Origin of the sequence: Flavobacterium paronense (assembly GCF_030409795.1) — a bacterium.
Classification (GTDB): Bacteria; Bacteroidota; Bacteroidia; order Flavobacteriales; family Flavobacteriaceae; genus Flavobacterium; species Flavobacterium paronense.
In genome coordinates this window covers 361970-374651 of record NZ_JAUFQN010000019.1, presented here as the reverse complement: position 1 = coordinate 374651, position 12682 = coordinate 361970, and the positions used below count along the sequence as shown (strand labels likewise).

At 32.5% G+C, this 12682-nt stretch carries 13 protein-coding genes; 12 read left to right on the top strand and 1 reads right to left on the bottom strand.

The window, feature by feature from the left end; translation table 11 throughout:
- Positions 1 to 201 precede the first annotated feature (201 nt).
- From QWY90_RS03300 to QWY90_RS03255, 10 genes are all read left to right on the top strand, one after another.
- Positions 202 to 1593: a T9SS type A sorting domain-containing protein gene (locus QWY90_RS03300; RefSeq protein ID WP_290284423.1), complete on the top strand. Its 1392-nt coding sequence runs from the start codon at positions 202 to 204 to the stop codon at positions 1591 to 1593.
- A gap of 1067 nt (positions 1594 to 2660) precedes the next feature.
- A complete protein-coding gene (locus QWY90_RS03295) occupies positions 2661 to 3044 on the top strand; it encodes a hypothetical protein (protein ID WP_290284422.1) in 384 nt (127 codons plus the stop codon).
- 174 nt (positions 3045 to 3218) lie between these two features.
- Positions 3219 to 3668, top strand: coding sequence for a hypothetical protein (locus QWY90_RS03290; RefSeq protein WP_290284421.1), 450 nt, complete (start codon positions 3219 to 3221; stop codon positions 3666 to 3668).
- A gap of 597 nt (positions 3669 to 4265) precedes the next feature.
- The gene (locus QWY90_RS03285) at positions 4266 to 4772 is read left to right on the top strand and encodes a hypothetical protein (protein ID WP_290284420.1); all 507 of its coding nucleotides are present in this window, start codon (positions 4266 to 4268) and stop codon (positions 4770 to 4772) included.
- Between the two features lie 174 nt (positions 4773 to 4946).
- Positions 4947 to 5318, top strand: coding sequence for a hypothetical protein (locus QWY90_RS03280; protein ID WP_290284418.1), 372 nt, complete (start codon positions 4947 to 4949; stop codon positions 5316 to 5318).
- 278 nt (positions 5319 to 5596) lie between these two features.
- Positions 5597 to 6337: a DUF2971 domain-containing protein gene (locus tag QWY90_RS03275; RefSeq protein WP_290284417.1), complete on the top strand. Its 741-nt coding sequence runs from the start codon at positions 5597 to 5599 to the stop codon at positions 6335 to 6337.
- Between the two features lie 163 nt (positions 6338 to 6500).
- Positions 6501 to 6794: a hypothetical protein gene (locus QWY90_RS03270; protein WP_290284415.1), complete on the top strand. Its 294-nt coding sequence runs from the start codon at positions 6501 to 6503 to the stop codon at positions 6792 to 6794.
- 143 nt (positions 6795 to 6937) lie between these two features.
- A complete protein-coding gene (locus QWY90_RS03265) occupies positions 6938 to 7582 on the top strand; it encodes a hypothetical protein (RefSeq protein WP_290284414.1) in 645 nt (214 codons plus the stop codon).
- 163 nt (positions 7583 to 7745) lie between these two features.
- A complete protein-coding gene (locus QWY90_RS03260; RefSeq protein ID WP_290284413.1) occupies positions 7746 to 8285 on the top strand; it encodes a hypothetical protein in 540 nt (179 codons plus the stop codon).
- 181 nt (positions 8286 to 8466) lie between these two features.
- The gene (locus QWY90_RS03255) at positions 8467 to 10410 is read left to right on the top strand and encodes a hypothetical protein (RefSeq protein WP_290284412.1); all 1944 of its coding nucleotides are present in this window, start codon (positions 8467 to 8469) and stop codon (positions 10408 to 10410) included.
- A gap of 151 nt (positions 10411 to 10561) precedes the next feature.
- Here QWY90_RS03255 and QWY90_RS03250 read toward each other — a convergent pair whose 3' ends face one another.
- The gene (locus QWY90_RS03250) at positions 10562 to 11557 is read right to left on the bottom strand and encodes an IS110 family RNA-guided transposase (RefSeq protein WP_290284411.1); all 996 of its coding nucleotides are present in this window, start codon (positions 11555 to 11557) and stop codon (positions 10562 to 10564) included.
- A gap of 296 nt (positions 11558 to 11853) precedes the next feature.
- On the opposite strand from QWY90_RS03250, the gene QWY90_RS03245 reads away from it, so the two are divergent.
- Positions 11854 to 12084 (top strand): hypothetical protein, encoded by a 231-nt coding sequence (locus tag QWY90_RS03245; RefSeq protein ID WP_290284410.1) that lies wholly within the window; start codon positions 11854 to 11856, stop codon positions 12082 to 12084.
- The gene (locus QWY90_RS03240) at positions 12074 to 12421 is read left to right on the top strand and encodes a type II toxin-antitoxin system PemK/MazF family toxin (RefSeq protein ID WP_290284409.1); all 348 of its coding nucleotides are present in this window, start codon (positions 12074 to 12076) and stop codon (positions 12419 to 12421) included. The genes QWY90_RS03245 and QWY90_RS03240 overlap by 11 nt, the downstream gene beginning before the upstream one ends.
- Positions 12422 to 12682: the final 261 nt, after the last annotated feature.

The window sequence follows — 12682 nt, the reverse complement described above, 5'->3', positions numbered from 1 at the left end:
TTTGTTGTGAATTCACGTTTGCGTTTCGCAAGAAGTTTTATCTTTAACAGAAAATAAAAAGTTCCGAACTTCGCAACTGACGAGAAGCCGCGGAACGTTACAAGCAAGTTTAAAAGACGAATGTATAACTTCGAGGGAAATAATTTATAGTGACTTCTCTTTAGACAATAAAATAAAGAAACAAATTTAACTAAATATAAAATGAAAAAAACAGTTACAAAATCAATTCTATTTACAATCCTAACTTGTTTTGGAACATTAAGTACGAATGCCCAATCCATTAGTGCCGGTTTTGGTCATTCTAATTTTCTTTGTAGCGGAGGAACTGCTCAGGCTGTTGGCTTTAATACTAGTGGACAACTTGGAGATGGAACTATTATTAACAAGTCCACTTCAGTTCAGGTAGCTGGAATTGAAGGAATTATTGGATTGGCGACTGGAAGTTTGCATTCAGTTTTTCTTAAAAATGATGGTACGGTTTGGGCAGTGGGAAAAAATGATCTTGGACAACTTGGAGATGGAACCTTAATTAATAAAAGTACTCCAGTACAAGTTGCAGGACTTACAGGAATTATCAAAGTTGCGGTAGGTTCATGGCATTCTCTTTTCCTGAAGAATGACGGTACTGTATGGGCAGTTGGCACTAATCCCAATGGACAACTTGGTGATGGTACTTTGGTTTCTAAATCTACTCCAGTACAAGTACTTGGGTTAACAGGAATTATCGGAATAGCCGCAGGATATGACCATTCACTTTTTCTGAAGAATGATGGTACGGTTTGGGGAGTTGGGAGAAATAATTTTGGGCAACTTGGAGATGGAACCACAATTAGCAAAAGTATTGCTGTACAAATACCAAGCCTTACAAATATTATCGCTGTGACAGCTGGTGGTGAGCATTCAAATTTTTTGAAGAATAATGGCACCGTCCAGGCAGTGGGTAGAAATAACTATGGGCAACTTGGAGATGGAACATTAGTTAATAAAAACACTCCTATACTGATACCTAACCTTACAGGTATAACAGCGGTAGCAGGAGGAAGTGAATTCTCTCTTTTCTTGAAGAGTGATGCTACTGCTATGGCAGTGGGAAGAAATAATTATGGACAACTTGGAGATGGAACCATAATTGATAAAAATACTCCAATACAAATAGCTAGTGGACTAACAGATATTAACTCATTATCGGCCGGCTATAATCATTCTGTTTTCTTGAAGAATGATGGTACAGTTTGGGCGGTCGGCAGGAATAGTTTTGGACAACTTGGCGATGGCACATCAGTTGATAGAAGCACCCCAATTAATACCACCATTGTATGCAATGTTTTGTTAGAATTAGCAGAAAACATCAGAGAAGATAATATTATTATTTCTCCAAATCCGTGTAAAGAAATACTAACTATAGAATTAACTGAACTGCAAAAATATAATACTGTAGCCGAAATATTCAATTTGCAAGGGCAGTTATTGCAGAGTACCACATTATCAACATTGAAAACTAATATACTAATTGATTATCTACCGAATGGAATTTATTTAGTTCAGGTAAAAAGTGCCAATAAAATATTGGTAAAAAAAATAATAAAGAATTAGCTATAAAAAGTAAGTTATTCCCTTTAACTATATTTTTACTGGAAAATGATAACCATGCGTAGGAAATAAAACCTGCTTGTAACAGCCGTTTCTCGCAATTGCGAATTTTGTGGTAAGTTCATGTTTACGTTTCGCAAGAATTTTTATCTTTAACGGAAAATAAAAAGTTCCGAAGTTCGCAACTGACGAGAAGCGTCGGAACGTTGTGCGTCAGTTTCGTTGCGGAAAAAACTCGGTAAATTTGAACTTAAACTGTAACAGGAAATTGAGCTCTTGAAGTTTAGTTTTTATTGCTAAAAATTCTGAAAATCTTATCGGTAATGGAATAACGTTTCTGAGTTGTGTTCAACTGTATTTTTGTAATTATTCTGGTTGTAAAAGAATTCAACAATAACTAGTTTGGAATCTAATAACGTTTCTCGGCTAAGTTCATTTTTGTGTCGGGAAAGTTGGTTGTTAAACCGAACGCACAACAGCTGTTTCTCGCAATTGCGAATTTTTCTAAAATTCACATTTGCGTTCCGCTAGAATTTTTATCTTTAACAGAAAATAATTCGTTCCGAACTTCGCAACTGACGAGAAGCAGCGGAACGTTGTGTGCAATTGCACGCCACGTAACCTGATAACTATCGCTAAAATTTAACCGGAAAAGGAAAGAGTTAAGTAATGAAAAAGTAGTCACTTTTTCGTCAAGCCTTGCAAAGTGGGATTTGCTGAAAATTCATTTTCAAAGCGAAGACGCTTAAAAGGCTTGCCAAAGTTATAAGAAAAAATTGATAAAGTCAAATTTTTTTATTATAACTACTTAACTCTAAATTATTGCCGTAAAATTATAGCGCTGAGATTTTATACAACTGCGCCTATCATTGCGGTCTGATAGGAGACAATTATCTAAAATCAATTATCAAGCTTCCGAGAGCGGCAACTGTAAACTGTTTTTGTTATCTTAGCAGAGAACAAGCAACAGCACACAACAGCGGTTACCCGCAATGCCGCCCATAGGGCTAGGCACTGCGGGTAGCCGCGGAACGTTATAAGAAAGGCTTAAACCAAAGTAGTAATCAGGAATGAATGCAATAAAAACAACAATTTGTTTATTCTTAGTAATCTCTTTTCAAAGTTGTCTTGATTTGAGAACTTGCTCCGAAGATTTAGCCGGAAAATATATTTGTGATAAAAATCCAAAAGCTGAAAATTATTTGCAAATCAATGAGGATGGAAGTTTTATGCATTATTATAATGAAAATGGAAAAAGTTTTGAAGATAAAGGAACGTGGAAAAAAAGCGATAATGGCTATTGTGAAATCGAACTTAGTAATTGGAAAAACTTCAACGAACTTGGTGAAAATTATGAAGAGTTTGGAAATGGAATTTTATGGATTAGTGGCAAGAATTTAAATATTGGCCCAGATGGAGAATCCTCAACAAGTTTTAAAAAAAGCAAAAATTGACATAAGCCATTCTTATAACAGCCGTTTTGCGCAATAGCTCCAAACCGTTGTTGTTGAAAATCCTCTGGATTTTCAACTCCGCGTTTCATAACATTATTTTGCTTAAATTGCCGCTACCGACGCAAAGCCGCGGAACGTTATGCGTCAGCTTAAAAATCCTAAAAACGAGAACGAATGTCTTATCTGAAATTTATAATCATCGGAATTTTATTTTTTACCTTTTCTTCCTGTAAAAACGAGAAAACAGAATTCTCTATAAATAGTTTTAGAAAGCTACCGAAAGAAATTGAAGGTTGTACTTGTATATTCTCGAAAACCGAAAAAGATTACGAACAGAAAGAATATGTTTTTGCTTCAAACTTTGACAGTATTGCTTTTGTTTCTATCAACAATAAAATTATAAAACTAAAACTTAAAAGCAGAGTTTGCAAACCAAACACTGTTGAGAACGAAGATTATACTTGTAAATATGAAACAGAAGAATACAAAGTAACAATCGAAATAAAAGCCGATAAAACTAAAAAAGACGCTGACGAAAGTTGGTGGAATAAAGGCGTAATTTCTATTGAAAATAAGAATGGAGAAAAAGTTACTCAAGAATTTATTGGAGAAAGTGGTTGCTAAAAAAGCCGAACGCATAACAGCGGTTTTGCGCAATAGCTCCAAACCGTTGTTGTTGAAAATCCTCTGGATTTTCAACTCCGCTTTTCATAACATTATTTTGCTTAAATTGCCGCTACTGACGCAAAGCCGCGGAACGTTGTGTGCAATTGCACGCCACGTAACCTGATAACTATCGCTAAAATTTAACCGGAAAAGGAAAGAGTTAAGTAATGAAAAAGTAGTCACTTTTTCGTCAAGCCTTGCAAAGTGGGATTTGCTGAAAATTCATTTTCAAAGCGAAGACGCTTAAAAGGCTTGCCAAAGTTATAAGAAAAAATTGATAAAGTCAAATTTTTTTATTATAACTACTTAACTCTAAATTATTGCCGTAAAATTATAGCGCTGAGATTTTATACAACTGCGCCTATCATTGCGGTCTGATAGGAGACAATTATCTAAAATCAATTATCAAGCTTCCGAGAGCGGCAACTGTAAACTGTTTTTGTTATCTTAGCAGAGAACAAGCAACAGCACACAACAGCGGTTACCCGCAATGCCGCCCATAGGGCTAGGCACTGCGGGTAGCCGCGGAACGTTATGGGTTATTAGCTCAACACTATGCATAATTTCGACGATTTAATATACAGAAGCACCGCATTTACGTTAAACTCATTGGAAGAAGTTAATTCAAAAATTATTGAACAACTTCAAACAAGTGGTTCAACAATCCTTGTGAAAAATTTGCAAATGGTTCAATTACAAAAGGCAATATTTGCAATAGGAATGTTTTCTTTATTTGACTCAATGTTACAGGATCAGTTAGCGTGCCGAAATGGATTTGAAACAGCAAAAAAGATTCTTAAAGAAAAAGGAAAAGTCGAACTTTACAAGCGTTTCGACGAATACATTTGTGCCATAAATGTTCTGAAACATGGAAAAGGTAAAAGTTATGACGCGCTAGTTTTGAAATCCAAATCATTACCTTTCAGAATAAAATTGCCTGGCGAGGTTTTTTTTGAAGAAGGAGACATTTCAGAAATAAGAACTCTAATTGAGGTTAATGATAATTTTGTATTGGAATGCGCCGAAATAATTGAAAAAGTTTCTGAAGAATTAAGAAGCTAACCAAGTTTGAACGCTAACAACCCATAACAGCGGTTTAGCGCAATAGCTTGTTTATGCTTCTTGGAAAATACGCTGAACTTCAATGTTTCTATCACATTTTTTGCTAACTTGCCGCTACTGCGCTAAGCCGCGGCACGTTAGTGGCAACCATTCACGACGTAAAAACCAAATAATATGAAAAAAATACACAACTATAATTACTACTTGTTTGTTGAAAAATTGAAAGCAATCGAAAAAGAAAAAGTAGTAACCTTTGTAACTATTGTCCAATATCTTTTCATTGTGAATTTCACATTGTTTATAATGCTATTTTTTGCGTCAATTAAACAACTTGTATTGCCAATTCTTGTATTTTGTTTGGTGACATTTTTTGGGTTAAGGTTTTATAATAGAAAAAACTATAATGGAAAATATACCGAAATTGAAGCGGATTGGAATAGTGAAGATGAAAAGAGAAAATCATTTTATAAAATAACCATTTGGACTTTAGTGTTACTCGGATTTGTGTTAATGGTAATTAATTCTAAAGCATTCCCGGAAAATTAGTAAACAATGGCAGCCACTAACAGCGGTTTTGCGCAATGGCTGGTTTTATTTTCTTTAGCCGGAAAATACTCAGCCGGAAATTTACATATCTTTACAACAAAGCGGTAAGTTGCCGCCACTGCGCAAAGCCGCGGAACGTTGGCGGTAATTATAACACCATGATCGTAACAAGAGAATATAAACCGAAGAAAAATGAGATAATTTATCATTATTGTGATGCAAATGCATTTCACGCAATTTGTACATATAAAAAATTGAGGCTGAACGATTTATTTTCTATGAACGATTACATGGAAGTTCATTGGGGATACATGATTTGGGAAAAAGTTGCAAATAATTTGATTGAAGAATTTGGGTTCGAATTTATCGACTACATTGACCAAAGAATTAGTTCGAATGGAATTCGAGGACTAATTGTAGCGAGTTGTTTTTCAAAAAACGGCGACGTTTTAAGTCAATGGCGCGGTTATGCTGATGATGGAAAAGGATATGTTATTGGTTTCAAAGCTACTGAACTATTAAAACTGCCAATTAGAGCTTTAGAAGTTCTTTACAATGAAAAAAAACAAGTAGAAGAAGTTCAAAAAGTAGTAAGAGCATTATACGAAGCCGAAAAAACCGTTGAAAAGAAATTTGGTCCTGATTTCAACACTTTAGTTCATTTGCTTGGTTACGACTTGGCAGCTCTTAAGAATCCAGCTTTTATTGAAGAAAAAGAAATTAGATTAATTCATCTATTGGATTTTAAAAAAAGTGGAAAATTTTTAAAACTAAATGATCACGGAGGAGTTTACTTTGGAGAGCAAAGATTAGGTGAAAAAATACAGTTCAGGATAAAACAAGATATTCCAACTCCGTTTATAGAGCTTGATTTTACCAATAACAATAAAATTAATCCAATAGCTGAAGTTATTATAGGACCGAAAAACCCAGTTAAAAAGACAGCCATTTCAATATTTATGGAAACAATCGGACTTTCTAATGTTACAATAAGCAACTCGAAAGCTTCATATCAATAACTACCGCCAACAGCGGTTTTGCGCCATAGCTGGTTTTATCTTTCTTGGAAAATACTCTGAACATCAGAATTTCTTATTACATTTATTCTTAACTTGCCGCTACGGCGCAAAGCCGCGGAACGTTATGAGCGATTAGAAAACCAAACCGAGAAAATCACGTAAAATGAGTTCAATTACAGAATCAAGAGAATTGGAATGTCTAATTTTTTGTGTCTTATTTGCATTGGGATATTACTATTTTGGAAAATGGTTACATAAAGACAAATTAAAATCTGAAGAAGAATTTAAAAAGTTTGTCGCGGAAAATGATTCTCCAACAAAATTAGATTATAATATGAAAAAATTCTATGCGGATCGGGCTGCTCAAAGATATAGGCAAAGTTTGATTATGAAGTGGTTTTTTATTATTGGTGTGATTGTATTTTTATTTTTGCTCATATTTTCTAACCGCTCATAACAGCGGTTTCGCGCAATAGCTGGTTTTATTTTTCTAAGCCGGAAATTACTCAACCGGAAATTTACATATCTTTACAACTAAGCGGTAAATTGCCGCTACTGCGCGAAGCCGCGGAACGTTACCGGTAATTTTATCCGAACCATATGGAAAAAAATCAACCTTTGAATAAAAAAGAAAAGAGCTTAGCCAAAGAAATTATACCTCATATTGTTAATTCTCTTCATCAAGAAGGTGTTATTACTGAAGAGGATTTGAAAGATAAGATGGTTTTACTCAAGAAAGTTGATGATTATCTGTCAGATGAAAAAAATCAAATTGATTTTAAGATATTTATAGACCATCGACAGCCAATATTGAAATTTGCTAAAGCTGAAAGCGAAAATGGTAATACTGGTTTATCAACAACACTTTACGCAACTTATGTAGAACACACATTAAATAGGTTTATTCATTTGGTTTGTATTGAAAAGGGATTTGACAATAAAACACAAAGCGAAATAATTAGGAGCGTAAGTATTAGTGCTAAATGCACATGGGTTATTAAATTACTCGGATTACCTCCAATAAGGCAAGAACATATTAAAACAATATTGCAAATTGCCGACGAAAGAAATTCATTTATTCACTATAAGTGGAAACCTGAATCTGATGAAACCCAAAACTTAAGTAAAATAGAAGAGGTAAATATCGAACGAGATAAAAAAATTAAATCACTTTTGAGGTATTTGAAAAATTACGAAGCCAAATTAGAATTTAAAGGAAACAAAAGTAGATTCGATATCCTGTAATAAAAACTACCGGTAACAGCCGTTTCTCGCAATTGCGAATTTTGTGGTAAGTTCACGTTTACGTTTCGCAAGAATTTTTATCTTTAACAGAAAATAATTCGTTCCGAACTTCGCAACTGACGAGAAGCGCCGGAACGTTACCAGCAATTTTAAACCTGAAATTTTGAGAACATATAATTACATACTTGCCATTTCAATCTTTATAATTTTATTTAGTTGTAAAAAAGCAGAAAAAATATTGCCCAAAGAAAGTTATAATGAAAAAGCTAATCAATTAATAGAACAAATTATGAATCAAAACTCTTGTGGCTGCATTTTAGAAATACCCAAAGAGTCAATGATAAGAGTAAGGCAAAAAGAACAACCGCTTCGATATAAAAATATTAAACAAGAATTAATTACAAAATTAGGATTAAAGAACGAAGTTGAACTTGAAAATTTAGAGATGCTTTCGAATAATTTTACTCTGGACAGAAATTTTATTAGCCAAAAAAAAATTCAAATAATCGATATCGATACATTTAGAAATAAAGGTGTTTTAGAATTATCCAAAAATTGTCCTCGAGGAAGAATTTGTTCTTTAAATAAACCGATTTTTGATAAGAATTATAAAACAGCAGTGATATATTTTAATTTTGTTTATAGTTGTACAAGTGAAATAACTGTCTATAAAGAGGTAAATGGAAAATGGATTGAAAAATAAAAACTGCTGGTAACAGCGGTTTTGCGCAATAGCTGGTAAGCTTTGCGCCGGAATCCTAACGGATTCCTGAAAACCTTTCTTCCGCTTAATATTTTTTCTTAAATTGCCGCTACTGCGCAAAGCCGCGGAACGTTAGCTGTGATTTTATCAAAACCGCGTAAAATAGAACTTAAAATAAGATATGATAGATTTTGACCTTTTTAGACTTAACTGTTTTTTAAATGACACACAAGCAAACGATTTTAAGAGAATAGTCATTTCATTAGTTTGTGAATTAATTTTTGACAATAAAAATCAAGAAATAAAACTTGATGATTGTTACAAACACATTGTCAATTTTCATAAACTAGACATTGATAAGGATTACTTCACTTCTATTGTTACAACATATAAATCAATTGAGCAAATACCATTACAAAATGATATTTTTATAAAATTGACAAGTAAAAAATTTGGAGAAATAAATGATAGGCTTAAAGAACATTCCATAGAAGTTTATATAGATAAATTTTTGAGTAAAAATAATTACCCATCAAATTTATTAGAACGTATCAAATCATTATTATACCAAGCAGTCTTTGAAAATATTAGTTCATTTTCAACAGAAAATCTATCGAGTTTAATTTCTGCGAAAATTCATAACAATTTTACTAACGAAGAAATCGAAAAATTTAATGAATTTTTAGAAGAACATAATCACGATAAAAACACAGCTATTTATAATGTTTTTTTAAAAGCAACTGAATTTGCAATTATAACTTCAGGAAAAGGTGTCAAAGAATTTTCAAAAGATATATTTAATGGAAAAAAATATTGTTTAGACACAAATATTTTATTCAGACTTTTAGGAATTGGAGGATATGAAAGACAAAAAACATTAATTGACTTAATTAAATCTTGTAATCATCAGGGTATTACATTTGAGTATACTTCACAAACTTTATCAGAATTAAAAAAAACTCTTTCAGGCAGTGTAAAATATTTAAAAGTTGCTGAAAAAAAATATGATATAGTAGCTTTAGGTGAACTTACAGAAACTGACCCACAACTATTTAATGAGGATTTTGTATTACACTATTCAAAATTAAGAGCAAAAAAGGAAGTTAATAATCCAGACCAATATGAATTAAAACTTTTGTCAGACTTTAGAACATTAGAAGGACAATTGGGTTTTGGTTTAACTAAAGGAAATATCAATATTGTTGAGAAAGAAAAAATTAAACTTTCTGACTATTTATTCAAGAGTAAAAAAGAACTTCCATATGGCTCAAGATATACAAAAACAGCAGCAAATATAGACGCTTATAACATCCTATATGTTAGAAATATTCGTGGAGTTAATAATTACAATTATATAGATGTAAAATCATTTTATTTAACAACTGATAGAACTTTAAACATAGTGTTATCTAAAGATATTGGTAATATAATTCCTGAAACAATATTGCCATCACAATTATTCATTTTACATCATCCATATACTTCAAATGGTGAACACGTAGATTATGAATTGTTTTTACAATTTGTAAAAAGGAGAACTACTGAATTTCATTTAAAAGGCAGTGAAGTTTTGACTTATATTGATCAAATAAGAAAACAAACTTCATCAAAATCTGAATTGCGAAATATTCTATTAGTCTATGCGGACAAAAGATATGAAATATCAAACAATCATAATGTAGAAGAACGAAAAGTAAGGCCTTTAAAAGAAATAATTGACACAATTATAGATAGAAAACTTGAACAAGGAAAAGCAGACAATAGTGAATTAACTTTAATTAAAGAAAATGCAAATAAAAGAATTCCAATAATATATAATTACACTAAATGGACAGTAAGAATATTAGATATTTTACTTACTATTCTAGTAATTCCATTAACAATTTTAATTGTCAAAAACTTGACTTCTGATTTTAAAATATTAGTAGGAGCAACAATCGTTGTTGAATTTGTAAAATTCTTAATTACATCTAAAACAAGATTATGGAATTATGTTTGGGGAAAAATTTTAAAATTTAGCCTAAAGAACTCAAATTATTACAAGCTAACAAAAGATGATAATTATTTAGAACTTGGGTTTGAAGATTTCAAAAAGATAGATGGTGAAATATGGAAAAAAAAATAAAAACCACAGCTAACAGCCGTTTCTCGCAATTGCGAATTTTGTGGTAAGTTCACGTTTACGTTTCGCAAGAATTTTTATCTTTAACAGAAAATAATTTGTTCCGAAGTTCGCAACTGACGAGAAGCGGCATTCCAAGATCAAATCCAAATTTTTAAGCACAAAATTTACTTATTTCTACATAAGGCGTTCCTCTGTTAACTGTTGCAAATACTCGTGATACGATTTTGTTTCTGATGATGTTTAACACTACCATTTTTGGTTTACCTTCTTCAACTCTTTTCTGGTAATACAATTTGAGTTCTTTATCATGCTGAATGGCGCTGATAGCTGACATTGACAGCAAACTCTTCATTTTTTTATCGCTTATCCCATGAATCTTATGTCGACCGTGAATACTGGTTCCGGATTGGTAAGGATAAGGCACCAAGCCACAATACGCTGAGAACTGTCGTGAGCTTTCAAAGCGGGTGTAATTGTGGGTATGCAGCAACATTTGAACTGCCAGTACCATTCCGACTCCTTTGACTGTTTTGGAGAGTTTATAGTTGTTAATCATGGTTTCATCATTTTTTATCAGCTCATTCATTGCTTTTTCAATAGCTGTTATCTGGTTGTTTAATTGAACCATGTTTTCTTTTAAGATAACTATTGAAACATCATTTACTTCATCACTAACCAAATCCTGCATGCCTTTGTAAAGGTTCTTGCTTGCGGTGAGTTGTTTGACTAATTGTTCGCGCAAACTCATCATTCTCTGCAGTTCGATTAGCTTCTTCGCCGGTGGTGTTGAAGGAACTAATTCATCTCTTCTAAGCCAGGCATAGTTGGCTATTTCCCAAGCATCTGCCTTGTCGCTCTTGCCGCGTCTTAGTCCCATAGAACGTTTGATTTCTATAGCATTCACACAGCAATAAGCATACTTGTTTTCGTAAAGAAAATAACTCAACAACAAACAATACCAACCCGTGTGTTCAAAGCAAAATAAAGTCTCGTCTAGATTCACTTTTTGTTTTTTACACCAGCTAATAAGTTGTTTAAAGCCTTTACTGTCATTACTAAATTGCTGATGCACTTTGGTGGTTTTAAGGTAAACATCTAAAGTTAATTTTGATACATCAATGCCAATGGTTTCTTTTACTTTTTTCATACATTTGTTTTTAAGATTATTAAAATAACTTGCTGTGCTATCGCCTTTAAAGGGCCTCAAAACCCATCATTCCAACTAGTACTAGCAAGAGCCTAAAGGGGAAACGGGACTGATGCCGCTAACAGGTCACGACCCTACGAAACGTTTTAGTTCACCCGTTTCCTTTTAGGTTAAATTAATCAATATTTTATTAATGCAAACTAAAGGCGGAACGTTGTGCCGCATGCTAAAAAAATCCGTAGAAAATTGAATGATATACTAAAAAGATATACATTTGTAATATAAATATAAAGTATATGAAAACAGTATCATTAAAAATAGATGATTCAATATTCGGAGAAACTGAAAAAATACTATCTCGAATAAGTATTCCTAGAAACAGATATATCAACGAAGCAATTGAATACTATAACAAAGTACAAAAAAGACAAATTTTAGAGAAAAGGCTTAAAGCTGAATCTAGCTTAGTAAAAAAAGATTCAATGAATATTTTAAAGGATTTTGAAAAAATTGACTATGCAGATTAATCAATATGAAATTTGGATTGCCGATTTAAATCCGCAAATAGGAACTGAAGCTGGAAAAACTAGACCTGTATTAGTTGTTCAGACAAATTTATTAAATAAAATTCCACATCCATCAACAGTTGTTTGTCCAATTACAACTAATGTTCAAAAAGATTCTGATATTTTAAGAGTTCATCTGAAAAAAGGAATGGCAAATTTACATGAGAATTGTGATGTAATGATTGATCAAATTAGAGCAATTGACAATAAACGTTTGATTAAAAAAGTTGGAAATTTACCTGTTGAGCTAATTGACAATATAAAAGAAAATATTGCAATAATAATTGACTTGGATTAGAAGCACGACAGCACAACACTTGCTAAAACTTATGGCTAGTTTTCGGTAAATTGTTCGTTTACTTTTCATAACTTCGCTCGGGCGGTTATGGAAAAAAAGCTTTCCATAAGCCGCCACAAGCTCTAACAAGGAAACGTTATATGCAATTTTGACAACTGCCTCGTCCTAAAATAGGTTGACTAAAAATTAAACACTTTTAGTATCCTATGAAAACACCAAAAAAAAACACTGCCGAAAAAATGAGTATCAAAAAGTTAGCTT